This window comes from Methylophaga marina, assembly GCF_030296755.1.
Taxonomy (GTDB): Bacteria; Pseudomonadota; Gammaproteobacteria; order Nitrosococcales; family Methylophagaceae; genus Methylophaga; species Methylophaga marina.
Genome location: NZ_AP027741.1, coordinates 730030 through 755832, shown reverse-complemented (window position 1 = coordinate 755832; position 25803 = coordinate 730030). Strand labels below are relative to the sequence as shown.

General features: G+C 44.5%; 29 protein-coding genes and 4 pseudogenes. 13 read left to right on the top strand and 20 right to left on the bottom strand.

What is annotated here, in order from left to right:
- Positions 1-58: 58 nt before the first annotated feature.
- Both QUE24_RS03780 and QUE24_RS03775 read left to right on the top strand, forming a co-directional pair.
- Positions 59-415 (top strand): hypothetical protein, encoded by a 357-nt coding sequence (locus tag QUE24_RS03780; RefSeq protein ID WP_286305321.1) that lies wholly within the window; start codon positions 59-61, stop codon positions 413-415.
- The gene (locus QUE24_RS03775; RefSeq protein ID WP_286305320.1) at positions 412-2457 is read left to right on the top strand and encodes a mechanosensitive ion channel domain-containing protein; all 2046 of its coding nucleotides are present in this window, start codon (positions 412-414) and stop codon (positions 2455-2457) included. The genes QUE24_RS03780 and QUE24_RS03775 overlap by 4 nt, the downstream gene beginning before the upstream one ends.
- A gap of 61 nt (positions 2458-2518) precedes the next feature.
- On the opposite strand, the gene QUE24_RS03770 is transcribed toward QUE24_RS03775, so the two are convergent.
- From QUE24_RS03770 to QUE24_RS03735, 8 genes are all read right to left on the bottom strand, one after another.
- Positions 2519-3013: an aminoacyl-tRNA deacylase gene (locus QUE24_RS03770; protein WP_286305319.1), complete on the bottom strand. Its 495-nt coding sequence runs from the start codon at positions 3011-3013 to the stop codon at positions 2519-2521.
- 193 nt (positions 3014-3206) lie between these two features.
- Positions 3207-3470 (bottom strand): Txe/YoeB family addiction module toxin, encoded by a 264-nt coding sequence (locus QUE24_RS03765; protein ID WP_286305318.1) that lies wholly within the window; start codon positions 3468-3470, stop codon positions 3207-3209.
- On the bottom strand, positions 3463-3717 hold the full coding sequence (locus QUE24_RS03760; RefSeq protein WP_286305317.1) for a type II toxin-antitoxin system Phd/YefM family antitoxin: 255 nt from the start codon (positions 3715-3717) through the stop codon (positions 3463-3465). Before QUE24_RS03760 ends, QUE24_RS03765 begins: the two co-directional genes overlap by 8 nt.
- 133 nt (positions 3718-3850) lie before the next feature.
- The gene (locus tag QUE24_RS03755; RefSeq protein ID WP_286305316.1) at positions 3851-4354 is read right to left on the bottom strand and encodes a hypothetical protein; all 504 of its coding nucleotides are present in this window, start codon (positions 4352-4354) and stop codon (positions 3851-3853) included.
- The gene (locus tag QUE24_RS03750; RefSeq protein WP_284451802.1) at positions 4347-5084 is read right to left on the bottom strand and encodes a tRNA threonylcarbamoyladenosine dehydratase; all 738 of its coding nucleotides are present in this window, start codon (positions 5082-5084) and stop codon (positions 4347-4349) included. The genes QUE24_RS03755 and QUE24_RS03750 overlap by 8 nt, the downstream gene beginning before the upstream one ends.
- A gap of 70 nt (positions 5085-5154) precedes the next feature.
- Positions 5155-7203, bottom strand: a complete 2049-nt coding sequence (locus QUE24_RS03745) for a transglutaminase TgpA family protein (RefSeq protein WP_286305315.1) — start codon at positions 7201-7203, stop codon at positions 5155-5157.
- Positions 7190-8152 carry a DUF58 domain-containing protein gene (locus tag QUE24_RS03740; protein WP_286305314.1) on the bottom strand — a complete coding sequence of 321 codons (963 nt, stop codon included), beginning with the start codon at positions 8150-8152 and terminating at the stop codon, positions 7190-7192. The genes QUE24_RS03745 and QUE24_RS03740 overlap by 14 nt, the downstream gene beginning before the upstream one ends.
- Positions 8153-8154: 2 nt before the next feature.
- On the bottom strand, positions 8155-9066 hold the full coding sequence (locus QUE24_RS03735) for an AAA family ATPase (RefSeq protein WP_286305313.1): 912 nt from the start codon (positions 9064-9066) through the stop codon (positions 8155-8157).
- Between the two features lie 129 nt (positions 9067-9195).
- Between QUE24_RS03735 and QUE24_RS03730 the strand changes: the two are divergent.
- A pseudogene (locus tag QUE24_RS03730) lies at positions 9196-9485 on the top strand (encapsulin-associated ferritin-like protein).
- Here QUE24_RS03730 and QUE24_RS03725 read toward each other — a convergent pair.
- Positions 9482-10249 (bottom strand): TatD family hydrolase, encoded by a 768-nt coding sequence (locus tag QUE24_RS03725; protein WP_286305312.1) that lies wholly within the window; start codon positions 10247-10249, stop codon positions 9482-9484. The pseudogene QUE24_RS03730 and the gene QUE24_RS03725 sit on opposite strands and share 4 nt — an antisense overlap.
- A 31-nt stretch (positions 10250-10280) precedes the next feature.
- Between QUE24_RS03725 and QUE24_RS03720 the strand changes: the two genes are divergently transcribed.
- Positions 10281-10724, top strand: coding sequence for a hypothetical protein (locus tag QUE24_RS03720; protein WP_286305311.1), 444 nt, complete (start codon positions 10281-10283; stop codon positions 10722-10724).
- 20 nt (positions 10725-10744) lie between these two features.
- Positions 10745-11215: a hypothetical protein gene (locus QUE24_RS03715; protein ID WP_286305310.1), complete on the top strand. Its 471-nt coding sequence runs from the start codon at positions 10745-10747 to the stop codon at positions 11213-11215.
- Here the strand turns inward: QUE24_RS03715 and ggt are convergent, their stop codons facing one another.
- Both ggt and trhO read right to left on the bottom strand, forming a co-directional pair.
- Positions 11216-12880: a gamma-glutamyltransferase gene (gene ggt / locus QUE24_RS03710; RefSeq protein WP_286305309.1), complete on the bottom strand. Its 1665-nt coding sequence runs from the start codon at positions 12878-12880 to the stop codon at positions 11216-11218. It lies immediately after the preceding gene.
- Between the two features lies 1 nt (position 12881).
- Entirely contained in the window at positions 12882-13874 is a 993-nt protein-coding gene (gene trhO, locus QUE24_RS03705) for an oxygen-dependent tRNA uridine(34) hydroxylase TrhO (RefSeq protein WP_286305308.1), read from the bottom strand.
- 176 nt (positions 13875-14050) lie between these two features.
- On the opposite strand from trhO, the gene QUE24_RS03700 reads away from it, so the two are divergent.
- Complete coding sequence (locus tag QUE24_RS03700) at positions 14051-14467, top strand: hypothetical protein (protein ID WP_286305307.1); 417 nt, start codon at positions 14051-14053, stop codon at positions 14465-14467.
- On the opposite strand, the gene mepK is transcribed toward QUE24_RS03700, so the two are convergent.
- The 4 genes and pseudogenes from mepK to QUE24_RS03680 all read right to left on the bottom strand — a co-directional run bounded on the left by mepK (position 14464) and on the right by QUE24_RS03680 (position 17678).
- On the bottom strand, positions 14464-15006 hold the full coding sequence (gene mepK, locus QUE24_RS03695) for a peptidoglycan L,D-endopeptidase MepK (RefSeq protein WP_286305306.1): 543 nt from the start codon (positions 15004-15006) through the stop codon (positions 14464-14466). The genes QUE24_RS03700 and mepK overlap by 4 nt on opposite strands.
- A gap of 45 nt (positions 15007-15051) precedes the next feature.
- Positions 15052-16010, bottom strand: a pseudogene (locus tag QUE24_RS03690) (FecCD family ABC transporter permease).
- Positions 16007-16780 carry an ABC transporter ATP-binding protein gene (locus tag QUE24_RS03685; protein WP_286305305.1) on the bottom strand — a complete coding sequence of 258 codons (774 nt, stop codon included), beginning with the start codon at positions 16778-16780 and terminating at the stop codon, positions 16007-16009. Before QUE24_RS03685 ends, QUE24_RS03690 begins: the two are co-directional and overlap by 4 nt.
- Complete coding sequence (locus QUE24_RS03680) at positions 16773-17678, bottom strand: ABC transporter substrate-binding protein (protein WP_286305304.1); 906 nt, start codon at positions 17676-17678, stop codon at positions 16773-16775. Before QUE24_RS03680 ends, QUE24_RS03685 begins: the two co-directional genes overlap by 8 nt.
- A gap of 59 nt (positions 17679-17737) precedes the next feature.
- Between QUE24_RS03680 and QUE24_RS03675 the strand changes: the two genes are divergently transcribed.
- A complete protein-coding gene (locus tag QUE24_RS03675) occupies positions 17738-18277 on the top strand; it encodes a hypoxanthine-guanine phosphoribosyltransferase (protein WP_286305303.1) in 540 nt (179 codons plus the stop codon).
- A pseudogene (locus QUE24_RS03670) lies at positions 18278-19017 on the top strand (S-methyl-5'-thioinosine phosphorylase). It abuts the gene before it with no gap.
- 3 nt (positions 19018-19020) lie between these two features.
- On the opposite strand, the gene QUE24_RS03665 reads toward QUE24_RS03670, so the two are convergent.
- Positions 19021-19656: a CsiV family protein gene (locus tag QUE24_RS03665; protein ID WP_286305302.1), complete on the bottom strand. Its 636-nt coding sequence runs from the start codon at positions 19654-19656 to the stop codon at positions 19021-19023.
- 142 nt (positions 19657-19798) lie between these two features.
- Between QUE24_RS03665 and QUE24_RS03660 the strand changes: the two genes are divergently transcribed.
- From QUE24_RS03660 to QUE24_RS03645, 4 genes are all read left to right on the top strand, one after another.
- Positions 19799-20722: an SPFH domain-containing protein gene (locus QUE24_RS03660; protein ID WP_286305301.1), complete on the top strand. Its 924-nt coding sequence runs from the start codon at positions 19799-19801 to the stop codon at positions 20720-20722.
- Positions 20723-20816: 94 nt separating this feature from the next.
- A complete protein-coding gene (locus tag QUE24_RS03655; RefSeq protein WP_286305300.1) occupies positions 20817-21164 on the top strand; it encodes an NfeD family protein in 348 nt (115 codons plus the stop codon).
- Between the two features lies 1 nt (position 21165).
- Positions 21166-21768: a histidine phosphatase family protein gene (locus tag QUE24_RS03650; RefSeq protein WP_286305299.1), complete on the top strand. Its 603-nt coding sequence runs from the start codon at positions 21166-21168 to the stop codon at positions 21766-21768.
- A gap of 145 nt (positions 21769-21913) precedes the next feature.
- Positions 21914-22930 carry a cupin domain-containing protein gene (locus QUE24_RS03645; RefSeq protein WP_350226601.1) on the top strand — a complete coding sequence of 339 codons (1017 nt, stop codon included), beginning with the start codon at positions 21914-21916 and terminating at the stop codon, positions 22928-22930.
- A gap of 115 nt (positions 22931-23045) precedes the next feature.
- Here QUE24_RS03645 and QUE24_RS15765 read toward each other — a convergent pair.
- A pseudogene (locus QUE24_RS15765) lies at positions 23046-23399 on the bottom strand (zinc ribbon-containing protein); the annotation flags it as partial.
- A gap of 121 nt (positions 23400-23520) precedes the next feature.
- Here QUE24_RS15765 and QUE24_RS03635 point away from each other — a divergent pair.
- The gene (locus tag QUE24_RS03635; protein WP_286305297.1) at positions 23521-24024 is read left to right on the top strand and encodes a disulfide bond formation protein B; all 504 of its coding nucleotides are present in this window, start codon (positions 23521-23523) and stop codon (positions 24022-24024) included.
- Positions 24025-24106: 82 nt separating this feature from the next.
- Here the strand turns inward: QUE24_RS03635 and infA are convergent, their stop codons facing one another.
- The 3 genes from infA to aat are packed head-to-tail and all read right to left on the bottom strand — an operon-like array spanning position 24107 to position 25801.
- Positions 24107-24325, bottom strand: a complete 219-nt coding sequence (infA, locus tag QUE24_RS03630) for a translation initiation factor IF-1 (RefSeq protein WP_007145816.1) — start codon at positions 24323-24325, stop codon at positions 24107-24109.
- Between the two features lie 56 nt (positions 24326-24381).
- Positions 24382-25083, bottom strand: a complete 702-nt coding sequence (locus tag QUE24_RS03625; protein WP_286305296.1) for an arginyltransferase — start codon at positions 25081-25083, stop codon at positions 24382-24384.
- Between the two features lie 22 nt (positions 25084-25105).
- The gene (aat, locus tag QUE24_RS03620) at positions 25106-25801 is read right to left on the bottom strand and encodes a leucyl/phenylalanyl-tRNA--protein transferase (RefSeq protein WP_286305295.1); all 696 of its coding nucleotides are present in this window, start codon (positions 25799-25801) and stop codon (positions 25106-25108) included.
- Between the last annotated feature and the right edge of the window lie 2 nt (positions 25802-25803).

Genomic DNA, 25803 nt, shown 5'->3' with positions numbered 1-25803 from the left:
GTTGCCAGCCATTATCTTTTTCGCAATATATAATTTGGCTTAACTTCAGGAGAACTTTGTGCCAAACGTCCGAACGTATTTTTTATTGCCCCAGGTATTACTTCTCACTGTATTTTTGCTGGGTTTGGCTTCACCAACGCAATCGATGGCGAATGCTGCTCCATCTTCTACAAGCTTGCAGAATCCAAAATCGGGTGAATCACAAGCCGATGTTTACCGAAGTTTAGCCAACTTAATTGAGAATCCTGAAACGCGTGATAAGTTAATCGAAGAATTAAACAATTTGTCAGACAATGCTGATAAGCAAAATGACAAAGAGTCATCGAATAGCGAAAAAAAGCGGAAGATAAAAAGTCTGAGGATTCCCTTGCCGCGGCTATTGCAGAGCAAAGTCAGTCGGTTGTTCAAACCATGATGTCCACCCTTAAAGGTAGTTGGGATGCGATTACCTCTATCTGGACAGGATCTGATAAAACGACTCAAGGTTGGTTTAAGGATCTCATCACTACAGCGATTGTTGCTGCAGCAACTATTCTGAGTTTTATTATATTCAGAATACTGGCTCGGTTTATTTTTCGCAGTACCAACAATTTCGCTATGCGTGAGCATAGTACACATGCTGTTATCATTAAAGTAACCGCGGTCATCATTGCAACAATTGTAGATATTGCTGTAGTGGCATTAGCTTGGCTGGCGGGGTATGGCGTTGCTTTGTTAGCGGTAGGAAAAGTAGGTGATATTGCTGTTTCAGAAACGCTGTTTTTAAATATCTTCCTGGCAGTTGAGCTTACCAAAGTACTGATTAGAGCTATATTTGCAGCAAGAAATGAAGGCTTGCGCTTACTCTCTATTTCCACGGAAACCGCTCGTTACTGGTCGAGCTTCTTTTCTATCATCGTGTCATTAGTTGGTTACGGCACGTTGTTTATTGTGCCATTTCTGGCTATGTCGATTTCAGAAAGTCTGAGTCAATTAGCCAATCTTCTTATTGTTCTCTTTACCATTATTTTTGCTCTAAGCGTGGTCTTTAAAAAGAAAAATACGGTGAAAGAGCAGTTAATCGCTACAGCCAAACATAGCCATTTTAGTGTGAATGATGTCACCTTACGGGTCTTAGCCAAGACTTGGCATTGGTTTGCATCTATCTATTTTCTGGTATTGGGTACAGGGCTTTTAGTTAAATCAGAAGAGGCCTTGCCGATTATTCTGTTAGCGACGATAAAAACAGTTGTAGCTGTTCTGGTCGGTATCGGGGTGATTGCTTTGTTGGATATGGCCTCTGAACATGGCATTACTCTGCCAAAAGCCTTTAAGCAGCACCTGGCAAATGCCGAGAATCGTATTAATGAGCAGCTGCCTCGTGTATTTAAAGTCTTCAAGTTGATAGTTGTTGTGCTGGTTATCAGTGCCATTCTGGATGCCTGGGGCATTGTGAATTTAGCGAACTGGATGAGTTCTGCGACGGGAATGCACGTCATCACCTCAGCCATTTCGATTTTCTTAATTGTGTCAGCTGCAATGCTGACATGGATTGTGCTGGCCAGCTGGATTGAGCATCGTCTCAATCCTGAAGATAGCGGTCATATGCCCAGTGCTAGAGAGAAAACGCTGTTAACTATTTTCAGGAATGCGGTTGCTATCACCATTACGGTGATGACCGTTATGATCGTTTTATCTGAAGTGGGTATCAATATTGGACCGCTGATTGCTGGTGCAGGTGTAATGGGCTTAGCCATTGGCTTTGGTGCACAGAAACTGGTTCAAGATGTGATTACCGGTATATTTATCCAGCTAGAAAATGCGATTAATACAGGTGATGTGGTCACAGCAGATGGTATTACTGGCGTAGCCGAAAAGCTGACTATTCGTTCGCTGGGCTTACGTGATTTGTCTGGTACATTCCATATTATTCCATTCTCATCAGTGGGGACGGTATCCAACTATATGCGAGAGTTTGCATATCATCTCGGTGAGTATGGTGTGGCTTATAGGGAAGATACTGATCAAGTCATCATCAAATTACGTGAAGCTTTTGCAGAATTGATGTCTGATGATGAATTACGCTCTCAAATTCTTGATGATGAGCTGGAAGTACATGGGGTAACAGCTCTAGCAGATAGCTCGGTGAATATTCGAGTCAGAATCAAAACGCTACCTGGTAGTCAGTGGAGTATTGGTCGAGCCTATAACCGTCTGGTTAAACGCCATCTGGATGCTGCGGGTATCGAAATTCCATTCCCACACCTCACTCTTTACTTTGGTGAGGACAAAGAGGGTAAAGCGCCAGCGGCACCTTTGCGCATGGTGAATGAACTTGAAGTGAAAGAGTTATCACATGGTGAAACTGAACAAGAAGAGCAGCCAGACTCTCATTCACATCAGGAAAAAGGAGATAAGCGTTCGAAGTCAGCTAAACCTAACCCGAAATATAAAGGTGACTTCGACGACGGGGAGTAGATGCCATCATACAAAAAAGGCTGACATCATCATGATGTCAGCCTTTTTATATAGCGAGTCTTTACTCTTTCACAAATGTGCCGCGGTCGACATCAGCCATCACTTTTTGTAAGTCAGCTGAGGTTAAGCCCAAGGCGTAACCTAAGACGCCACTGCCAATCACGACATTATCAAATTTTGTCACACTCTCATCGAGTAACACAGTGACGCTGTCAGGCAAAGCAATCGGTGGCACAGCACCTACTACGTAACCAGTCGCTTCTGGCACTTCATCAAACTCGGCCATACGCAGTTTTCGCTCTTCTAGATGCTTTCTTAAAATGCCCCAATCAGCACGACCACCTCCGGCGACAGCCAGCAGCACATAATTATCAGAGCCGGTTTTAAACAGCAGACTACGCACCACAGACTTCGGATCATGACCCTGACTGCTTAACAGCTCTTCCAGATTACGCACCGGTTTTTTGTCTTCGGTTAAGGGGATTTCAATCACCTCAAACGCAATGCCTTGAGCTTCAAGTAAATCAGTGACGGGTGAAGAAATCGGCGTACTCATTGTGCCTCCTGTAAGTGCCATAGTTAAGTTTGGATATTAGTCAGTGTACAGTGAAAATCAGATTTTTGAAGTGGTTGTATTTGTTGGGTTTCATGCTTCAACCCAACCTACGAAAGAGAGTTTTTTTATTGTGTAGGTTGGGTAAAGCGTTAGCGAAACCCAACGATTGATGATTTTCTTTTCGGTATAGCCGTTAATAATGATAGCGGCAGGAAATAATAGTTATAGCACTGTTATCGACGGCATAGACTAATCTATTGATGTCATCGATTCTCCGTGACCAAAAGCCAGACAAGTTTTCTTTTAAGGCCTCTGGTTTTCCTATGCCTTCAAATGGGGAGCGTTTAACATCAGCAATCAACTTATTGATTCGTTTGAGCGTTTTTTTGTCTTGTGTCTGCCAATATAAATAGCTATTCCATGCTTCATCTGTCCATGTCAGCAGTCGTTTACTCATCCAGTAATTTCCGTTCTGCAACTTTTCCTTGTTTATACTGAGCAATGGATTTATTCAGATGCTCAACGTTTGCGGGGGAACGAAGTAAATGAACGGTTTCCATTAGACTATTGTAATAATCTAATGACATTACCACCGCATCCTGAGAGTCTCGACGTGAAATAACTGTGGTGTCGGCATCATTGATAACTCGATCTAAAACAGCCTTCAAACTATTACGCGCTTCTGTAAAAGAAACAACTTTCATATCACACCTTAATATGTACAATTTATTGTACAAGTATAGATAAAAATTCAATACCTGTACAGAAAGTTGTTCAACTCTACAATCTTATTAAAAGTACTGATATAAAAAGAGAAACAGGTAAGAGCGTGAATGATTATGTGCTACGAACCTGCCATGTGGGCTGTTGTGCTGAATCGATAATATTGAAGTCTTCCAACCATTGACGAGCGTCGTCGGCATCTTGTTCAAACCAGGCCTTGGCACTGCCTAGACGAAAGGTATAACCCCAGCGATCCATATCTCTGAGCATACGGGCTTGGCCCATTTGTTGCATATGACCCGCTAATAGAATTTGCAGATAACAGACGCCGTTTTCTTCATCGTAATCACCTTCGGCATCAGTGTGTAAGTTGGCACGACGTTCTGGGTCCATACAGATATAGTGACCAGCTTCGTGTAAGACAGAATGAACCGGGGTGTCAGAACGGACGATGAGTTTATTGCCAATTAAACCGGCTTCACGTTCACCAAAAAAACTGCCTGGAATGGCTTCATCTGCTGAGACTTTCTCTATTTCCAAGCCGTATTTGCTGAGTAGGGTGTGTAGTTGCTGCAACATAAAGTCATTGCAGTTAATAACATCCGTCGGATCAGACACGTCGTGAGTCACCGATAATATGATTGATAACAAGGCCTGCTAAGGTTAAGCCAAAGATAGATGGCATATAACTGACCGTCCCATTTACCGCGCGGGCCCGACCACGGCTGACAGGTTCTGGTGGTAGCGGAGGAAGAGGGGCTTCTAATGAATACACCGTCTGAATGCCTCTGCCAACACCACGTTTACGTAATTGCCCACGCAGATGTTTGGCAAGTTTACAAATGGATGTATCCATTAAATCACCGGTTTTAACCTGAGTAGGATCGAGCTTACCACCGGCACCCATGCTGGCAAAAACCGTCATCTCATTACGCCATGCGGTCTCTAATAAAGCAGCTTTACTGCTTAAGCTATCAATTGCATCTATCACCACGTCATAGCCTTGTGATAATACGGTGGGGATCGACTCTGGTGTTAAAAAGTCGGTGATTAAGGTGACCTGACAGTCCGGGTTAATATCTTTAATACGATCAGCGATGACGTCAGCTTTTAATACATCCACAGTCGAACGTAGCGCAACAAGTTGGCGGTTCATGTTCGAGCCGGAAACTACGTCATGGTCAACCAGTGTCATTTTACCTACACCCATTCTAGCTAAGGCTTCGGCTGTATAGGAACCGACACCACCAATGCCCGCCAGAAAAATATGACTGTTTTGCAGCTTTTCGATGCCTTCATCACCAATCAGAATATGCGTGCGTTCGAACAGGGGATTGGAATGTGCCATGCGTGTTCCTTGAAACCAACAAATTAAGGTTGTCTATTTTCCGTAAATTCATGCAGCTTGGCAAAGACAGTTAGTGCTTGGGGTTAAATGCCTTTACTTCTTCACGTAATGAGGCCAGTGTTTGATCGTCTTGTTGGCGATAGCGCCAAGTTGTAAATTGGGTGGTAATGCTCTCAATTTGCTGCTGATACTTGGGTAAGGCGACTTGAGCGCGTTGGGCAAAATCTTGTGGGCCTTCGTAGTCGGCTTTTGTTATGCCCGTTCTAGCTAATTTCTTACAAAATTGCTGATACAAGGCAACAGCTGGATCATCAGGTGAACGTTTAAACCAGACACCCAACATCATAATGAGTCCGGTGAAAACGAATAAGATCGTCAAGACCAGCGTCATTTTCTTCCAGTTGGGATTGTTCATGCCCAATTTGGATAACAACTCAAGCTGGCGTTCAGGCCCGAAAGACACAACCCACATGTCCCAGGCGGTGTTAAATGCGTTCCAGTTATTTTTGAGACTGTTCCATGCCGCGACGAGTTGACTGTGATTGCCAAGCATTGCAGGTGATTGTCTGCCAGGCGGTAATAGCTGTTCGATGCCTTGTTCAATACGTTGGTGTGACACAGCGGCCGTTGGATCAATTCTTACCCAGCCTCGCTCGGGTAGCCAGACTTCGCTCCAGGCATGGGCATCACGTTGTCTCACAGTGAGAATATTATCAACCGGGTTAATATCTCCACCCTGATAACCCGTGACAATACGTGCCGGAATGCCTGCTGCTCGCATTAGCACAGTAAAACTGGCAGCGTAGTGTTCGCAGAAACCCTCTTTGGTGTTGAATAAAAACTGATCGACAGTGTCGCCATTTAATCTTGGCGGGCTTAATGAATACACAAACCCATCGTTTTTAAAAAATGCTAACGCAGTGTTGATGTACTGCTGAGGTGTATCGGTCTGTTGTTGCCATTGTTTTGCCAGAGCGAGTGTCTGGGGATGTTTGCCTTCGGGTAATTGTAATGCTGCATCAAGGTTCGGTTCTGCTGCTGCATTAAATGTATAAGACGGGCTGGATGTCAGCGAATATTGCGTGCGTTGTTTTATCGGTTTATCACTGTTTAATTGCCCATCGCTGGTGAGGTGGCTTGCCAGGGTTTGTGGCTGTTCTGTTGGAAAATCGAGGGCGAATAACCAGGTTTTATTGTGTGGTTCCAAGGTCATCTGATAGTGGTATGACGATCCTGAAATCTGAATATGGGGGTGTTGTGACTGTAATGGTTTTTCTGCTATTGGCGACCAGACGGTGCCATCTGTTTGCCACAAAACGGGACCACGCCAGTACAGCTTTGCAGTAGGAGGAAGCTCATTGTCAGTAAACTTCACCCGAAACGCGATGGCGTCAGACTGAATAAGCTGACTGATTTTACCCATTTGAATCTGATCATTAATGCCTGACATTCCCTGCGACGGTGGTAAATCACCTAAGGTCAGTTGTTCTGTCATTTGAGCAGACTGACTGGCATTAGCATCTTGTGGCAAACCCCAGATTGGGCCAGAGATTCGTGGGAACAATACAAACAGAAACAGCATCATCGGTGTGGCTTGTAACACCATTTTGCTGGATAACCATAAGCGTTGTTTGATATTTAGAGCACTGACCTGACTGTTCACACTGAGTAAGCAATATCCAAGGCCGATAACCACAATCAGCATTAGCACCACCATAAACACACTTTGGCTGTAAAAGAAGTTGGTAATGACGACAAAGAAACCCAGAAAACAGCTGAGGTAATAGTCACGCAGAGAGCGGATTTCCACCACTTTGAAGGCCAGCATCATAGTGAGTAAAGCGGCACCGGCATCACGGCCAATGGTGAGACCAAACTGGGCAAAAAGCATCACAATAGTCAGCAGGGCTGTGCCGTTGTGTAACACTTTCAACCAGCGACTCGCTGCAGGCAAAGGCCAGTCTTTCCAGTGATGCAATAAGCGCCAGCTAATCATGATCACAAACGTCATGCCTACCCATACAGGCTGGTAGATAATGTGTGGAATAGCCGCAAGACTCAGCGCCAGAATTAAAGCATTGATAGTGGCTTGCGGTGGTGATAAATCAACGGTTTTCATCAAACAACGCCAACAATTTTAAACAATGATGTTGATGAGACGGACCATGAGAAGTAGCGACTTCAGTGTGAGGTAACATCAGGCCATAGCGATCACCTTGTTGCTCTGCCTGGCAAATCCATTGACTGAGCTGAGACAGTTTTTGCTCAGTGTCGTTGATATCAGCCACATCTTCCCAGCGGAATAATAGCTCTCTGCCTTGTGGTGATGAGAACTGTTTGCTACGCATCTGATCATCACGAGCCATCGCTTTCCAGGCGACGCGGTGCAACGCTTCACCTTCGCGATAGGATCGTAAGCCTGCAAAATCATCTTCTCCTTGCTGCTCATGCTTGCGTGCTTCCTGTCCGGTCTCAGCGTTCATGGGTAATGGCTTTTGACCTTTCGCCTGAGGATAGACCAAGACCTGAGCTGAGGTGTCGAATAATGTCCAACACTGAAATAAACCGAGAGGATAGCTGCTAGTCACGCTAAGGGTATTTAATGGTTGCCATCCACGTTTTAGTGTTGGGATAGTCAGTGTCGACGTGTGGTTGCTATGGCCATCAACCTTATCCAATAACTGCAAAGATTGATAACGTTTGATAAAGGGCCAACGTGATTTCTTTGTACTGATTTTGTGTCGGACCTCCAGCTGAAAACTAGCCTGTGGTTTCGTGTTGTTTGTCGTTAATCGAAACTGGGCAGATTGGCCGTAGAACACCTGATCTAAAGCTGTCACCGTCAAACTCAGATGTTTGATATTTCGATGACTATGATGCATCGCTACCTGACCAAGACCAACCAGCAAAAAGCACAGTAAATGTCCGAGACTATTATTATAATTAATCGCGCCCAGCAACATGACTATCAGCAGCACGACATAAGCATAACCATAGGCTGACGGCATAATAAAGATACGCTGTCGCTGCTGCCATTTCTGCCAAAATTGAGTGAAGCTGTTGACCATTATCAGGGGATAGGAACTTGTTGAATTAAACTATCAATCCAGTCTGGCTGTTGCGTCTCATCCACCAATTGCAGACGATGATTCACCACACTAGGCAAAACGGCTTGTATATCTTCCGGTAAGACATGATCGCGGCCTTCAATAAATGCCCAGGCTTTTGCCGCGTTAAGTAAACCTAAACCCGCTCTGGGAGACAGACCGTGATGATAATGGCCGGATTCACGTGTGTGTTGCAGAATTTTTTGCAGGTAATCAATCAGCGCATCCGACACGATAAGTTCGCTGGCTTGCTGTTGTAGTGTTAGTAGTACGTTGGCTGTGATGACTGCCTGAAGTTGCTTTAACAGTTGACGCCTATCTATTCCCTTGAGTAATTGTCGCTCCGCGTTGGCATCGGGGTAGCCCAGTTCTATGCGCATCAGGAAGCGATCTAGCTGCGATTCCGGTAAAGGGAAAGTGCCAATCTGATGACTGGGGTTTTGCGTGGCAATCACAAAAAATGGTTCAGGTAGATTTAAGGTGTCGTTATCTACGGTAACTTGATGCTCTTCCATGGCTTCAAGCAGCGCACTTTGGGTTCGGGGCGAGGCGCGATTGACTTCATCAGCCAGAATAAACTGAGTAAAAATAGGGCCGTGGTGGAAATGAAACTTAGAGGACTCCCTATCATAAATGCTGATACCAATAATATCGGCGGGCAACATATCACTGGTGAATTGAATGCGTTGAAAACTCAGCCCCATGGTAGCCGCAAGCGTATGAGCTAACGTGGTTTTGCCTACACCCGGCAGATCTTCAATCAGCAAATGACCTCTGGCTAACAGACAGGCAAGTGCTAATTTTATAGGTTGTTGTTTTCCAATAATAATGTCGTTAACAGTGTCTAGAATCAGCGAAATATCTTTATTTGCCATGATGGTCCTGAGAATTATTTATGGTGTTTTTTAACCTCTGATAGTGCCAACTTATCGCCCTACATGCTAGTTTTAGCATCGTTCACAAGAACATCGTATACAACCACTTTTAAGAGAGAGGAGATTTATATGGCAAGTGAAGGCTATCACGAACCCATCGAAGAATTATCAACTGAAACTCGCGATATGCATCGCGCGATAGTTTCATTAATGGAAGAGCTAGAAGCCGTTGATTGGTATAACCAGCGGGTAGATGCCTGTCATGACCCTGAGTTGAAAAAATTCTGGAACATAATCGTGACGAAGAAAAAGAGCATGCTGCTATGACACTGGAATGGATTCGTCGTCGTGATCCTAAATTTAATGATGAGTTGAAAGACTATTTATTCACGGAAGGTGAAATCGGTCATCACGATTAAACCAGATGAAACACTCTCTGGCAGTTGGCCGTGGTGGCTGCTGCCAGCGATGCTTCTGAAACCGAACGTAGCTCAGCCAGTGTGCTGAGAATGATAGGAATGCGTTCAGGCGTATTTCGCTCACCTTGATAACCCGCGAGAGGCATATCGGGCGCATCCGTTTCCAGCACAATATACTCTTCTGGTAATTGGCTAAATAACGTTTTCAATTTGTTTGCTCTAGGGTAGGTTAGGGCACCGCCAACACCAAATAAAAATCCCAGTTTTTGATAATGTTCTGCCTGCTGCAGACTACCATTAAACGCATGCACAATGCCGCCCGGAACCTTGATTTCTCTCAGCAGTTTAAGCACTTCATCATGCGCTTTGCGAACATGCAGAATAACAGGTAGGTTGAAATCAGCGGCGAGCTTTAGCTGTTTTTTAAACAGCTCGGTCTGTGCTTCTTTGTCAGCATCAGCGACGAAAAAGTCGAGACCAATTTCACCAACAGCGATCGCTTTGTTCTTTGTTAATGCTGTGCGTAACTGATCAATATGATCAGGCTTATGTTCCGCCATAAACATCGGGTGTAAGCCCAAAGCCAACCTAAGCGCCGGATAATGGTCACAGGTTTTAATGAGTTTTGGCCACTGGGATACAGTAACGCCGGGTACGATGATCTGTTGAATGCCGGATGAAGCACATTCAGAAATAATTTTTTCTCTGTCTTCATCAAATGCATCAAAATCAAGGTGGCAATGACTGTCTATCAGGTTCATCATAAAGCTATATTAGCAAATGTTAATGGATTAAATGATGAACAATGATATAAAAGAAGCCAGCCTGCCGCATGAACGTATGATGATTAATCTCGCCTTGTTTCATTTATTGCTTCCTGTGGCTGCATTCAGTTCCGGACACATTGCCTGGATTCTGAGTTTTGCGCTTGTGGGTGCTCTGGTCAGCATAGGATGGATTGCCTGGAAAGCCAAGTTTGTTCAGTATGCTAGTGTAGTCATTCAGCAACATTGGAATTTAGCATGGCGTCATGCCAAGTGGTTGCTAATCAGCTATGGCGTGTCTGTTGTGATTATGCTGGTGGCATGGTCTATTTCAGCTATGCAGCCTGATCATAATATGGCGACCATTATGCTCGTAGTCTTCAGCCGAATTGCGGCCGTACCGATTTTACTGATGGTTTTGCTCATCTTTATGTTGGAAATGACCGCTTTATCTGATGCACGCAAAGGTGCGTAATAATCAATAGGGGAGTCTTTATGTCTGAAACGGATAACACAGCACATCTCGCCAGTCAGCCGCATGAAAGGATGATGTTCAATATCGCTATTTTTCATTTTCTTTTGCCAGCCATACTTTTTGCAACGGAAAATCTGTGGCTAATTTTCAGTGTGCCAATTGCCTGCTCACTGATGATGATTTTATCGATCTGGATTCAAGCACACAGGCCGGCAAATAAAACGGAACTGGTATTAGCACATTGGCAATGTGCCTGGCGTCGTAGTCGTTTTCTTATTGTGTCTTATGCCGTCTCACTTGTACTCTTTCTTATCGCATGGGGTGTGTTACAAGGACAGGAAGATGCCAATATGCGAATGATTCAACTGGCGGTGGTTGGCTGGTTTTGTCTGATTCCGATCTCACTGACGATAGTGGGTTTGATTATTTTAGAAACCAGCGCCCTAGCGCAAGCAAGAAGAGGCATCATGCCGCAAAAAATGCGGCTGTGATCATTTTTCCAGTGTGGTGACCGTCGCCTGACCTTCACCACGCGGATCGCTGGCGGCATTGAGTGTGCTGTTGATTTTATCTTGGATGATGACGTGCATATCACCGTATTGACGTGATAGTTGGGTGATGTGATGACCTCTTTGCTTTAGTGCATCCAGTTCCTGTTCGTTAAAACCCACGTTTTCTACCTGCACTTCATCAGGTAGATATTGATGATGGTAGCGAGGTGCAGCCACGATAACTTCTGCACTTTTGCCTTCGATAAAATCAAGTACACTAAGTAACACCATACTGATAATGCGGCTGCCACCGGGTGTGCCGGTAATAAGTAAACGATCATTATTTTCGACAAAGGTCGGTGTCATGCTCGACAGTGGTCGCTTGTAGGGGGCAATAGCATTGGCTTTTTCACCAACAAGACCATAAACATTGGCGGCACCAGATGGGGAAGAAAAGTCATCCATTTCGTCGTTAAGTAATACGCCAGTTCCTTCTGCAACAAACCCAGAACCGAATGGATAGTTAACACTTAACGTAGCAGCCACCCGATTACCCTGACTGTCGAGTATGGAAAAGTGCGTGGTATCTTCGCCTTCAATGGATTGGTCTGTCAGGGCCGGACTCGGCGTCGCATGAACCGGATCAATCGTGTCGCTAAGTTGTTTGCCATAGTCGACCGAAGTTAAGTAGTCAGGAATAGCTACAAAATCAGCATCACCCAGAAAACGACTGCGATCACGATAAGCCCGGCGCATAGCTTCGATGACCAGATGCCTTTTCTGTGTGGTCTTAGCGTCAGCCAAGTCAAAAGCAGAGAGCTGATTTAATGCATTGACCATCACAATACCGCCTGATGAGGGAAGGGCTGCAGAGGTGATGGTGTAGCCTCGATAAAGCCCTTTTATCGGTTGTCTGAGTTTGACTTCATACCGTTGTAAATCATCTAAAGTCCAGATGCCACCCTGTTGCTGAACAGCTTCAACTAAACGCTGGGCAATATTGCCCTGATAAAAACCTGCTTTACCTTGTTGGACAATGCTATTCAGCGTATGCGCTAAGTCAGGCTGTTTAATGACGGTGCCTACACTGGGGACTTGTCCACTATCAAGAAACTGCCGACGGCTGGCGGTGTACTGGTTTAATACCGACAGTCGAAAACGCGCCATATCGGTGTAGTGCTGACCCACTGCAAAACCTTCTAGCGCATAACGAATAGCGGGTGCCAGACTTTGTTTAAGAGGCAATTTACCGTAGTGCTCACTGAGATAGACGATACCAGCGGGCACTCCGGGAATGCCAGCAGCAAGTGGACCATTGAGGGAGTGGGATTGTTCAAACTCACCTTGCTGATTGAGATACATATCAGCACTGGCTTTACCGGGCGCCATTTCACGTCCATCCACCATAATATCTTTGTTGGTTTCTGCCTGATGTAGTAACCAGAAACCGCCACCGCCCAGACCTGATCCCGCAGGCTCGACGACAGCTAAGGCCGCGGTGACTGCCACCGCTGCATCAAACGCATTGCCTCCTTGTTCCAGTATCTCGATACCGGCTTGCGTGGCTAAGGGATGAGCGCTGGCGACGGCAACATCATTTTCGTTTGCCCAGACCGGGGTAACGCATAAACAAAAACTAAGGCAAAGAAGATGGACTAGACGCATATCAAGCCTTGGTTTTAGATGCCTGACGGTCTAATTCGCGGCGGCGTTTTTTCTCAGCGCGATGTTTTTCAACGGCTTCCTGAGTTTCGACACCGATATGCGCTTCACCACGTTGTCTAGCTAATTGAATTTGCTTTTCACGCTCAGCGTAGCGCGCTTTTTGTTCAGGAGTGGTTTTGTCATAACAATGCGGACAGCTGACGCCTTTTTGATACAACGGGCTTTGTTTTTCTTCTTCTGTAATGGGTAGTCGGCAGGCATGACATTGATCATAGTCGCCTTTTTCCAGATTGTGATTGACTGTGACTCGGTCATCAAATACAAAACATTCACCTTGCCACATGGATTCTTCAGCAGGGACTTCTTCCAAGTATTTCAGAATGCCACCTTCCAGATGGTATACCTCGTCAAATCCTTGTTCTTTGAGGAAGGCAGTGGATTTCTCGCAACGAATACCGCCTGTGCAGAACATCGCAACCCGTTTGTGTTTTTCAGGATCCAAGTGGGATTTTACGTAGTCAGGAAACTCTCTGAAACTATCGGTTTGTGGATTCACTGCATTTTTGAAGGTGCCAACCTGGACTTCATAATCATTGCGGGTATCGATTAACAATACATCGGAGGCGGAGATCAGTTCGTTCCACTGTTTGGGTTTGACATACGTGCCAACGACTTGTTTTGGATCAATGCCTTCTACGCCCATGGTGACGATTTCTTTTTTGAGTTTGACCCGGGTGCGCATAAACGGCGCGGTATCAGTGAAGGATTCTTTATAACTTATCGGATCCAATCTTGGATCCTGTTGCAAATAATTAAGCAAAGCATCAATGGCTTCTCTGGAGCCTGCAACCGTGCCATTAATGCCTTCTTGTGCCAGCAATAATGTGCCGCGAACCTCGTGTTCGAGCATGAAATCAAGTAACGGCGCTTTTAACTCGGTGTAATTGTCTAGCGTGACAAATTTATATAACGCACAAACGACAATATGGGACATGGTGTTTCCTGAAACTGAAATAAATCTCGTTATTTTACGTTTATTTAACGTCGCTGTCCTGCTATGAGTGATTCATAAAAAATAAGGCAAATTTACCGTGCTGGCTGATGAATTTCAGCGTTAATATTTTTGTCAGATAATTTCAATAAGCAGCTGCATGATGCAAGGGTGTTGGTATGAACGCAATGGAACAGAGAGAACAGCTTAAACACTATAACCAAAAGTGGCAGGAAGATGATCAGCGCTGGCAGGAAGAAATTGAACACTGGCAGCACTCAACACAGCGTATGGTGGCGCTCATCTATCTGTTGGAAAAATCCTTACCAGAACACTCATCGAGCATCGAGAAACACAAAAAACGCATTGATGAGCATAACGCGGAAATTGTTCGTTACGAATGTGGCCTTGATGAACATTGTTTAAGTACCTGTCCGAGCCATATCGAATTAGAAAGACATCAAAAAATGCATCGAAAAATGCAGCTAAGACACGAAGAAATGAAAAAAGAGCATGACCGTTTCTCACGTAATTACCAGAAGCAAATGCAACGTGTCAGAGAACTGGCAGAGCGATTACTGAACGAGTTAGATTAACCTTGCCACTGTCGTGGTCGACCAGTGTCTAAATGGACAAAATTCGACTTAGGATAATAGCCCACACCACCGGCGTTTAATGTCAGTGCTGCTTCACGAAGACGTGACAATTCGATATCAGCTAATCGCACATCAATGGCTTTCCCCACCATATGCAGACTCTTTTTGGCCACACCATCAGACGTTTTTCTAAGCATGGAATTAGTCTGACTGGAACGATAGCCGGATATGATTTGAAAAGGACTTTTACTGCCAAGCTCGGTATGTAACAGATTAAGAAGATCAATCAGATGTCGGTCGATGGGCATTTGTTCATCTGTTCGGTGATCGCGCAGTATATGATTGATCTGTTTCAATGCATCCGTTTTATAAAAACCAGCTTCCCAATAGGTCACTTTCATCTTTTCACCGGTATGCAGATTATCAAAAGCAATATGCCTAGGCGGCTGTTTTAGGTTTTCTGCTAGTGCCAAAGGTGTAGTCAATAGCAGTGTTGAAGTCAGCCCCCATTGTAGAAACTGTCGTCTTGATGTCTGCATCAGCGTTATCCTCTGAAATATTGGCAGAGAGTAGCAGATCCTGAATTAAGCTTGTCGACGTTTAATTAACAACCACAGAAAAAAAGGGCCGCCAAGTAACGTCGTGATAATACCCACAGGAATTTCTGCAGGGGCAATCAGCAGTCTGGCAATTCCATCGCACAGAATTAAAAAGCCACCACCGAACATGATCGTGGCAGGTGTTAGCCAGCGATGATCGGTACCGATTATCAGTCTGCAGATATGTGGCACCATCATGCCAATAAAGCCAATGGGGCCAGATAAGGCAACAATGCCACCCACACATAAAGAGGTGGAGAAAAATAACAGATAACGTACCTGCCTAACCGATACCCCACGACTAAGAGCAATATCATCCCCTGCCATTAACAGGTTCAGTTCACGACTCAGCCATAAAATGATAGCCGTACTGACGGTGACAACGGGAATGAGCTGCAAGAGTGATTGATAGCTGGCTGAAGTTAATCCTCCCATGAGCCAGCGCATGATCATAAAAGAGTCTGTCATATCACTCAGATACTGAATAAATAAAATCAGGCTGGAAAAAAGAAGCTGGTGGCTACCCCCGTAAGCAGCAAGGTTTCACTGGAAAATCCGCGTTGTAGCTGGCTGATGAAAAAGACAAAAGTAATCGCCACTAAGGCACCGATAAAAGCCCCTATCGTAATGATGTCAAAACCGAATAAGCTAACGTTAATGCCTAAAAAAACGGTGCATGCGGCTCCGAAAGAAGCACCACTGGCGACACCTAATGTGAAAGGCGTAGCCAGTGGATTATGAAACATAGCCTGAAATACCATGCCACAGAGCGATAAGCCAGCACCAGCGACAAAGGCGAAGAGTACTCGTGGCACTCTGATATCCAATAGAATCTGTTGTTTAAGGATGTCATCAGCAATATCGCTAAGTCCTACCCAAGGCGCTGATAGTGCGATGACAAGGCTGAACAACGTAATCAATATCAGTTTATGTGATGACGTCATGGAGTGTCTGCCAAAGCCACTAAGCGCTGATTTGTCGGATGCACAACAAAGGTGAAGTCCTGTTGGTAGAGTTGTTTGAGTCGTTGCTTATCAAGTAAGTCCGGACCGTTACCTTGCCACAACACCTGACCTTCACGCAGAGCTAATACCTGTTTACCAGGGTGAGCTGCGTGGTTGATATCATGGCTGACTTCAATCACGGTCATTTGATGATTTTTGTTGAGTTGATTAACCAGCTGATGGATTTCTACCTGATGGTGAGGATCGAGATAGCTGGTGGGTTCATCCAACAAGATTAAGGGTGTTTGTTGACTTAAAGCGGCAGCTATCATCACTCGCTGGCATTCTCCACCGCTGAGTGTTTTCATGAAACGTGTGCGAAATGATTGGGTTTCGGTAATCGTCAGTGCTTCTTCGATCGCCTGTTGATCCTGGCTGGTCCATTCTGATAATGGAGAGTGATAGCTATAGCGTGACATTTTCAAAAATTCTTCAACGCTGAAAGGTAAAGCCCGACCACTATTTTGCGGTACATAGCTTATCAATTGTGCCCGCTGCCGCTGTGCATATTCGTTGATGTCACGCTGGTTTAAGCAAACGTTGCCTGAGTGAATGGGCAGAATACCCATGAGTGTTTTCAGTAAGGTGCTTTTACCAGATCCATTTGGGCCCACGACCACCCAGTAACTTCCCGTATGGACATGAAAATCAATCCCGCTGAGCAGGGTTTTCTCCTGAATCTGTACAGAGAGCTTATTGACTTCAATCATTGTGCTGCCAGTCGAGGTCAGGATGAAGTAACCGCGCCATCTCAGGTAAGAGCTTAAAGATACGCGGGCCAGGGATACTTGCATAATCATGTTCGATGATATAAATCCGCTGCTGTTTGACTGCGTTGACACTGTGCAGGGTTTGCCACTGCTTGATGACCTGTTTCATGTCAGATTGATGATCTTTTTGTTCTGGAAAAACGTCAATAATGGCATCTGGGTTCATGCGAATAATGCCTTCTGCTGATACTGAAGGGACTTTAACGGCGGTGTCCGTGTAGACATTGACGCCGCCGGCAAGCTCCAGCAATTCATTATAAAAGTCATGTTGTCCTGCAATATAAACTGTGTCGATTTGATCGCTATTCACATAGTGAGCAATCCCCACCAAAGTTCTGACAGGGTCAACGTTATGGACTTTATGGCGTACAGAATCAATTTGATCCTGGATGTTATTGAGCAATTGAATGGCTTCACTTTGTTTGCCAGTGAGATCAGCGATGGTTGAAATGGTCTCTTTAATATCAGCAATCGACGTGTTATCCAGTACTAAGGTTTGTATACCTAAGTCTGCTAAATGTTGTTGTGTTTGTTGTTGACCGTTTAACATAATGACAAGGTCGGGTTGCTGACGGGTAATGGCTTCGATACTGGTATTGGTATAACTTCCGACACTGGGTAATGCTTGAGCTTGTGGAGGATAGTCGCAATAATCAGTGACCGCGACAACGCGATTTCCTAATCCTAATGCAAACACGGTTTCCGTCAAGCTTGGCGATAAGGTGATGATCCGCTCATAGTTATTTGTTGTCGCTACAGGCTTCTTTGCATTATCTGCCAATAGCCAGACAATACCAAAAATCAGTATGAATACGAGTAAGGGCCATAAACGGCGCATAAATAATCCTGAGCGCAAATGGGTCATTATACGGCCTGAACCACAATAGAGAGTAAGCAATGACAGAGTATGAGGAACTGCTATCCAAATCGGATAAGCTTTTTGATATGAATCAAATTAATACCGCACTGGATAATCTGGCAGAGCAATTACATCGGGATTATGCCAGTAAGCTGCCGCTGATGCTGTGTGTGATGAATGGATCGGTTATCACAGCGGGTCATTTATTACCTCGGCTGAACTTCAAATTAGAGCAGGATTATATTCACGCCACACGATATGGTGATAAAACAGTGGGCGGAGAGATTAGCTGGCAGGCGAAGCCGGTCACAGCTTTGCAGGGGCGCCATGTGTTGTTGATTGAAGATATTTTTGATGAGGGCGTCACCCTGACGGCATTAAGAGAATATTGCCTCAGTGAGGGGGCAGCCTCCGTTAAATGTGTCTGCCTGTTTGATAAAGATCATACTAATAAAGTCGGCACTGTTCCCGAATACATGGGCTTAACCGTACCCAATCGTTATGTTTTTGGCTTTGGTATGGATATGGGTGGTTTCTGGCGTAACCTACCTGCTGTATATGCTCTGAAGGAGTCGTAAATGCGTTTATTAGGCATTATTGGTGGAAGCGGTCTGGCGCAATACCCAGGGCTGGAAATAACGGAACAAAAACAAGTTGAAACGCCCTATGGAGAACCCTCAGCAGCGATAAAAATGGGCACCTTAAATGGTAAAAAAGTCGCTTTTTTACCGCGACATGGCGATAGGCATAGTATTCCACCGCATCGCATTAATTATCGAGCTAATATTCATGCATTGAAAGTCATCGGTGTCACCGATATTTTGGCTGTCGCTGCCGTAGGGGGATTACTGATAAGTATGCGCCAGGCGTGCTATCGGTGCCGGATCAGATTATTGATTACACCCACAGTCGTGAACAAAGCTTTTTTAGTGAACGCTTCCGTGCTGATAATCATATTGATTTTACCTGGCCCTATGATGCTGAACTACGCCAGACCTTATTAAGCGCTGCGACTGATGCCGGTCTGTCAGTAAATGATGGTGCGACTTATGCCGCCGTTCAGGGCCCAAGATTAGAAACGGCGGCAGAAATTCGTCGTTTGGAAAGAGATGGTTGTGACCTGGTCGGGATGACGGGGATGCCAGAAGCCTGTCTGGCCAGAGAAGCCGAGCTACGCTATGCAACTCTCGCTATTGTTGCAAACTGGGCGGCTGGTAAAACTGAGAACGTGCTGACGATGACTGAAATTCAGCAAACTCTGGCTAATGGTATTGATGATGTAAAATCGATTATCGCTCATGTTATCGAGCGAATATAGCGATTAATTTTCTGGTAGCGAATAGGTTTCCGGCGTTTTAGAAACCGCTGAAGCAGGCGTCGCTACAGGGACAATTTCTAAAATGGCTGCTACACGTGGGTGATCAAAGTAAATGAGACTTTTACTACGGATGCGTCGAATTTGGCTAAGGCGAGGGTTATTGGGATAGGTAACTGACTCACTATTCGAGTCTGAGTTACTTACAGGTACGTTACCGTTTTCTTTAAACCAGATATCAATATCAGCATGAAGATAGTTAACCCGGTAAAGTTTGATTTGGCCTTCTACCAGACCATTACTCGAGTTAATTTGAACACTTCTTGCGCTGCCTTTGCTCAAAATCGGCTGCTGCCAAGCCTGATGATAGAGCACGCGATAATTAGACGCATTGTTCAGACGGGATGCGACGCCAGATAATAAGCCTGTGCCGGCCGGTTTTATTCGGTTGTTATTTGAACCTGGGCTTAAGCTGCCACTGTTGATGCTGCGCATTTCTGGCCAGTGTTCGGCATTGGCACCACTATATCTTTCGAAAACAACGAGTTCTGCTTTATACCATTGTTGAGCTGCTGCATTAGTGCTTAGGCCTGTAAGAAGGAATAAGGCAAACAGTGATATAAACAGGCGTTGTATTTTCATAATGACTCTATTCGGGAAGTATTTCTATGTATTGTCCACTGAATAAAACCTATTATTCAAGTGATAAACAATCTGTCGTGGCAATACTGCTATCATTTAAACAGTATGTTTGATCAATGTCGATAAACAAGAGGGTGAAATAATGGATGGGTTTTCAAGTTTTGTACTGATTATTGTCGTACTTATGGTGGTTGTCATCATGATGGGCGTCAAAGCTGTTCAGCAAGGACGTGAGTATACCGTTGAACGTTTTGGGCGTTATACACGAACCTTATCACCCGGATTACATTTGATCGTACCTGTTATTGACCGTATCGGCTCAAAAATAAATATGATGGAACAGGTTCTTGATGTGCCTTCTCAGGAAATCATCACTAAAGATAACGCCACTGTCAGGGTGGATGGCGTGGTGTTCTTTCAGGTCATTGAAGCAGCTAAAGCAGCTTATGAAGTGAGTGGTCTGGATAATGCGATATTGAATCTCACCATGACCAATATCCGTACCGTAATGGGGTCTATGGATCTGGATGAGCTGTTATCAAAACGTGATGATATTAATGCGCGCTTGCTGAACGTAGTTGATGATGCAACCACACCATGGGGCGTGAAAGTCACCCGGATCGAAATTAAAGATCTGGAACCGGATCAAGGTTTAGTAGAAGCGATGAGTCGCCAGTTAAAAGCGGATAGAACAAAACGGGCATCTATCCTGGAAGCGGAAGGCCATCGTCAGTCTGAAATTTTACGAGCAGAAGGTGAAAAGCAGGCTGCTGTATTAGAAGCGGAAGGTCGTCTTGAAGCCGCCATGCGTGATGCTGAGGCGCGTGAACGTTTAGCTGAAGCAGAAGCCAAAGCGACCATGATGGTGTCAGAAGCCATCGCGAAAGGTGACGTACAGGCTGTGAACTACTTCGTCGCACAGAAATATGTTGAAGCACTGAAAGATATGGCGTCAGCCGATAATCATAAAGTCATCATGATGCCACTTGAGGCCAGCAATGTTATAGGTTCAGTTGCTGGTATCGCAGAACTTGCCAAAGAAGCGTTCAATAAAAAAGGAGCTTAATCATGCCTTTTGTCATTGATTTTTGGCATTGGTGGGTATTAGGTGTCGGTCTGATTATCATTGAAATACTGTTGCCGACTTTTTTGCTCTATGGATGGGGATAGCGGCCTTCGTTACAGGACTGTTTTTATTCTTTTTTCCGGTGCTATCCTGGCAGTATCAGTTATTAATTTTTGCTTTGTTATCTATCATCAGTATTGTGGTCTGGCGACAATATTATCGTGAACACCCTTTGCTGAGTGATCAACCCAATTTGAATAAAAGAGGCGAGCAATACATCGGTCGAATCATCACCTTACAGACACCGATTGTTGATGGTGTTGGCAAAATCAAGCTGGATGATTCGACATGGAAAATCCAGGGAAATGATAGTCCAGCCGGTAAAAAAGTGAGGATTATTGCTTTAAACAACGTCGTCTTTACTGTGGAGCCTATCGACTGACATGTCTGTCACGACTATTGATTTACTGCGGCATGGTGAGACGGAAGGTGAGGGAGTTTATCGAGGGCAGCAAGATTATTTGCTGACTGAAATTGGACGTGAACAAATGCAATCTGTGCTGACGGATGAGTTGCCCTGGCAGCAGATCATTACCTCACCACTGTCTCGCTGTGCCAGTTTTGCGGCAGATTTAAGTCGGGATACTGGTCTAAGTCTGGCATATGAGCCAAGATTTATTGAAATGTCATTTGGTCAGTGGGAAGGAAAAACAGCAGAGACCATAGAGAAAAACGATCCTCATCATTTTTTTGCTTTTTATGATGACCCTGTCCTCAATACACCGCCTCAAGCTGAAACGTTAATTGCCTTCCAACAACGCTGTATTTCAGCCTGGCAAGCTATGTTGAAACAATATGGGCAGCGACATATTCTTCTAGTCACACATGCGGGTGTCATCAGATTATTATTGGCGCATATTTTATCTATGCCGTTACAAGCCCTTTTCCATATTGATGTGCCTTTTGCCTGTCTGAGTCGAGTAGAAGTGTATAGTGATGGCAACGGTGACTTTGCCAGAGTGTTATTTCATGCAGGACGACTATGAGTGAGTTTTTTAATACCGGATTATCTCAACAAACGTTTTTAGATGAGTACTGGCAAAAAAACCACTACTGATTCGGCAAGCCTTTCCCGATTTTGAATCACCCATTACCCCTGAAGAACTTGCAGGCTTTGCTTGTCTGGAGGATGTGGAGTCACGGCTTATTGAAGAACACGCCAGCACTGGTCCATGGTTGTGTCGTCATGGCCCTTTTACAGAAGATGATTTTGCGGCATTACCTGCATCACATTGGACGCTATTGGTTCAGGATATGGATAAGCATGAACCTGAATTAGCAGACATTACACGTTGTTTTGATTTTATCCCTGACTGGCGACGTGATGATCTGATGATTAGTTATGCCCCCATTGGTGGGAGTGTCGGGCCCCATACGGATGGTTACGATGTGTTTTTACTGCAAGCAAAGGGGACTCGACGCTGGCAAGTCGGGGCTGAACCCCTTTTAGAAACCCGTTTAATTGAAGGGCTAGATCTGAAAATTCTGTCAGAATTTACAGCTGATGAAAGCTGGGATCTGGAGCCCGGTGATATGTTGTATTTACCGCCACACTTTGCTCATCATGGTGTGGCGCAGAATGACTGTATGACGTTTTCAATTGGCTTCAGAGCGCCGACGCAAACAGAGGTGCTGGATGCTTACCTGCAAGAGCTTGCTGATTCAGAGATGGGAGATTTGCACTACAGTGATCCTGATTTGAATGTGAATGCAAGTGAAACAAAGATTGATAAAAGAGCGATGGCACGCTTCAAACAAAGCTTGATCGATACTATCAACCAGTCTGATACACTTCTACAGTCAGCAGTTGGTCGTTTAGTTACTCAGACTAAACCATCACTGGAGTGGTTAGCTGATGAATATATCCAAGATAACGACCCAATGTCTTTATCCACTCAGTTTGAATCTGGTGGCATATTACAGCGCAATCGCTACATTAGAATGGCTTGGACAGAAGGCGAAAACCATCTGTTTCTGTTTATTGCTGGGGAAAAATTGACTCTTTCAGCATCCTATCAATCGATGATGAATATGCTGACTGGAGTGTTACCCATAAGCCATCAGCAATGGGAATCACTCCAGCAATATGAGGGCGCCGAGCAGGTGTTGAATGCGTTAATTCAACACGGTGGTTGGTACTGGGAATAAGGCGTTTAACTCGGCTTTTTTCTGTTAAAAGTGGTTTTATGACATTTCGGGCAAGGGGGATGCGACTTGTTTTTTTGAAATGTAATTCACAACCGCATGATTCACAGTAAAGGGCACCAATCCCTGTTACTTCCCCTGTGTGGTACTGCTGAAGCTTAGTGGCCTGCTGGGCTAACTGGTCTAATTCCAGTCGCGTCTTGTCTGCCACAGTAGCAAATAAATCCAGTAATCGTGCTTCAACAAGCTGTAAATCAAAGGTCAGCCATGTTGAGAATGTTTTTCCTGTTGATTCAAGATAATCAGCTGCATCATGTAAATCGCGTCGTATATAAGTGGCGATTATTTCAGCTTCTTCTTGGGTAAGTTCACGTAATTCAATCGCTTGCTGTTTGGCCTTATCAAGGTTTCGCTGCAGGGTTGGCACAGCCTGTTGCTCAGCTTCATCCAAGAAGTTATTCAGACGTTCCATCATTTTATCGTAGGCATCGGTGAGTTTTTTTCTAAATTATCTTCATTCATTGCCTTACTCCTTTTATCCTTGCGCCTTTTAGGTTAACTTAGCACAGATTAATCGACTTAAGGAGTCTGTTTTGAACTCATTTCGTGGCGTCTTTCTCTTTGGCTTTCTTGCCTGTTTGAGTATGTTGCTTATCGCTGGTTACTTTCAGTTTATTGAACATCTGGAACCTTGTCCTTTGTGTATCCTGCAACGTGTGATGGTACTTATTGCTGGTGTGTTCTTTTTGATAGGTGCTATTCATAACCCCGTGACAACAGGACGACGAATTTATGGGTTCTTGGTTTTCTTGGCTGCGGGACTGGGTGCCGCTATATCCGCTCGACATGTATGGATTCAAAATCTGCCCGAAGATCAGATACCTAGTTGTGGTCCAGGTTTGAACTTTATTTTAGAAAATTTCCCATTGAGTCAAGCCGTAGATATGGTATTGAAGGGCTCAGGTGAATGCGCAGACGTGCTTTGGACATTCCTCAATCTCAGCATTCCTGCTTGGACATTGGTTGCCTTTATTCTGATGTGCTTAGTGGGGTTGAAACAGTTATTTGGTCGGCATAAACAGCCAGATTTCATCTGAATTAGATTAATTCAGATGAAATTTATGGTGCTATAAGAGTTTATTTTTGACGCTTTGCCACTGACGTGGCTGGGTAGGTGGGTTAGCGTGCGCGGTAGACAATACGACCTTTAGTTAAATCGTATGGTGTCAGCTGTACAGTGACTTTGTCACCTGTAAGAATACGAATATAGTTTTTACGCATTTTGCCTGAAATATGCGCTGTAACCACATGGCCGTTTTCCAGTTCAACACGGAATGTAGTGTTAGGCATGGTATCAATTACTGTGCCTTCAAACTCAATATGTTCTTCTTTTGCCATAAACTCTAATGTTCTTGAATAAAAAAGAACCATTTTGCCGTAAAATGACTGATTATTCAAAGTTTTTTATCTAACTTCTGCCAATCGGTGTAATAACCCTCTAATCCTGAAAAATTAGTCTTATATGACATTTTAGGGCTCTCGGCGATCCAATACCCCAGATAAAGCCATGAAAGATCATAGTTTTTGGCTAATTCAATTTGTTTAAGAATGGCAAATGTTCCTAAACTACGTTTAGCAAGGTCAGGATCAAAGAAAGTATAAAAAGCTGAGGCCCCGTTGATGACAAAATCTGTCACAGCTACCCCAATCAGCTTGTTTTCCAGCCAGAATTCAAGAAATGCACTATCGCACCAACTGCTAGTCAGAAAGTTGGTATAGCTTGATGGGGTGGGGTTATCCATGCCTCCCCCCAAATGTCGACCAGCAAGATAACGCTCATATAATTCAAAATGTACCGGATTAAATTCAGCTGGATGAATTTTAGTTTGTACATCCTGATTACGTTTTAAACAGCGCTTCTGACTTCTGTTAGGTTTAAACTGGGCAGTATCAATTCGCACTGGCACACAGGATGAGCACTCTGCGCAAAATGGCCGATATATGTGATCACCGCTTCTCCTGAATCCATGTTGAATCAGATGACTGTACAGGTGTTTACTCGCCGGTTTATTTGGGTCGGGATAAAGGTTTCTGGCCTGCCTGCCACTAAGGTATGAACAGGCATGTGGTTGGTCTTGATAAAAATTCAGGCTCATAGTGCGTAGGGTAAATCAGCATCTAACTGCCATTGACTAGGCGAGACTTTGACAGAACATAACTTATCCAGTCTTTTGATAAATTCTGCTCTGGGGATTTCTTCTCCCCCATACGCGATAGGTGATCGGAGTATATCTGACAATCTATCATCGGCATGTCCCAGCGTTGTAATTGTTGGCATAAGGCGATCAGCGCTACCTTAGAACTGTCTGGTACAAAACTAAACATGGATTCACCAAAAAATGCTTTGCCTACAGAAACACCATAAAGACCACCAACCAGTTCATTATCTTTCCAACATTCAATACTATGTGCATATCCCTGATGGTGTAAATCAGTATAAGCCTCGATCATATTATTGTGTATCCACGTCCGGTTATCTGGATCTGTAGGTTGATTCTGTCTCGGTGCCGAACACGCTTTCATGACCTGTTCGAATGCGCGATCCATTGTGACGGTAAACTGTCCTTTCCGTAATATCTTATTAAGACTTTTACTGATATGTACATCATCTGTGAAAAGAACCATACGTGGATCAGGACACCACCATAAAATCGGGTCATTTTTATTAAACCAGGGAAAAATGCCACGTTGATAGGCATCCAGTAATCTTGCTGGAGACAGATCACCGCCCGCAGCTAATAAACCATGATCTGTCGCTTTTTCCACAGGAGGGAAATGACTTTGTGAGTCGGCAGCCAACCAAGTGATAGACATAA

Bases quoted from the DNA above. Each gene is read 5' to 3' on its own strand.
- QUE24_RS03775 (WP_286305320.1), top strand. From the start codon at position 412: ATGATGTCCACCCTTAAAGGTAGTTGGGATGCGATTACCTCTATCTGG.
- QUE24_RS03770 (WP_286305319.1), bottom strand. From the start codon at position 3,013: ATGAGTACGCCGATTTCTTCACCCGTCACTGATTTACTTGAAGCTCAA.
- QUE24_RS03765 (WP_286305318.1), bottom strand. From the start codon at position 3,470: ATGAGTAAACGACTGCTGACATGGACAGATGAAGCATGGAATAGCTAT.
- QUE24_RS03760 (WP_286305317.1), bottom strand. From the start codon at position 3,717: ATGAAAGTTGTTTCTTTTACAGAAGCGCGTAATAGTTTGAAGGCTGTT.
- QUE24_RS03750 (WP_284451802.1), bottom strand. From the start codon at position 5,084: ATGGCACATTCCAATCCCCTGTTCGAACGCACGCATATTCTGATTGGT.
- QUE24_RS03745 (WP_286305315.1), bottom strand. From the start codon at position 7,203: ATGAAAACCGTTGATTTATCACCACCGCAAGCCACTATCAATGCTTTA.
- QUE24_RS03740 (WP_286305314.1), bottom strand. From the start codon at position 8,152: ATGGTCAACAGCTTCACTCAATTTTGGCAGAAATGGCAGCAGCGACAG.
- QUE24_RS03735 (WP_286305313.1), bottom strand. From the start codon at position 9,066: ATGGCAAATAAAGATATTTCGCTGATTCTAGACACTGTTAACGACATT.
- QUE24_RS03725 (WP_286305312.1), bottom strand. From the start codon at position 10,249: ATGATGAACCTGATAGACAGTCATTGCCACCTTGATTTTGATGCATTT.
- QUE24_RS03720 (WP_286305311.1), top strand. From the start codon at position 10,281: ATGATGAACAATGATATAAAAGAAGCCAGCCTGCCGCATGAACGTATG.
- QUE24_RS03715 (WP_286305310.1), top strand. From the start codon at position 10,745: ATGTCTGAAACGGATAACACAGCACATCTCGCCAGTCAGCCGCATGAA.
- ggt (WP_286305309.1), bottom strand. From the start codon at position 12,880: ATGCGTCTAGTCCATCTTCTTTGCCTTAGTTTTTGTTTATGCGTTACC.
- trhO (WP_286305308.1), bottom strand. From the start codon at position 13,874: ATGTCCCATATTGTCGTTTGTGCGTTATATAAATTTGTCACGCTAGAC.
- QUE24_RS03700 (WP_286305307.1), top strand. From the start codon at position 14,051: ATGAACGCAATGGAACAGAGAGAACAGCTTAAACACTATAACCAAAAG.
- mepK (WP_286305306.1), bottom strand. From the start codon at position 15,006: ATGCAGACATCAAGACGACAGTTTCTACAATGGGGGCTGACTTCAACA.
- QUE24_RS03685 (WP_286305305.1), bottom strand. From the start codon at position 16,780: ATGATTGAAGTCAATAAGCTCTCTGTACAGATTCAGGAGAAAACCCTG.
- QUE24_RS03680 (WP_286305304.1), bottom strand. From the start codon at position 17,678: ATGCGCCGTTTATGGCCCTTACTCGTATTCATACTGATTTTTGGTATT.
- QUE24_RS03675 (WP_286305303.1), top strand. From the start codon at position 17,738: ATGACAGAGTATGAGGAACTGCTATCCAAATCGGATAAGCTTTTTGAT.
- QUE24_RS03665 (WP_286305302.1), bottom strand. From the start codon at position 19,656: ATGAAAATACAACGCCTGTTTATATCACTGTTTGCCTTATTCCTTCTT.
- QUE24_RS03660 (WP_286305301.1), top strand. From the start codon at position 19,799: ATGGATGGGTTTTCAAGTTTTGTACTGATTATTGTCGTACTTATGGTG.
- QUE24_RS03655 (WP_286305300.1), top strand. From the start codon at position 20,817: ATGGGGATAGCGGCCTTCGTTACAGGACTGTTTTTATTCTTTTTTCCG.
- QUE24_RS03650 (WP_286305299.1), top strand. From the start codon at position 21,166: ATGTCTGTCACGACTATTGATTTACTGCGGCATGGTGAGACGGAAGGT.
- infA (WP_007145816.1), bottom strand. From the start codon at position 24,325: ATGGCAAAAGAAGAACATATTGAGTTTGAAGGCACAGTAATTGATACC.
- QUE24_RS03625 (WP_286305296.1), bottom strand. From the start codon at position 25,083: ATGAGCCTGAATTTTTATCAAGACCAACCACATGCCTGTTCATACCTT.
- aat (WP_286305295.1), bottom strand. From the start codon at position 25,801: ATGTCTATCACTTGGTTGGCTGCCGACTCACAAAGTCATTTCCCTCCT.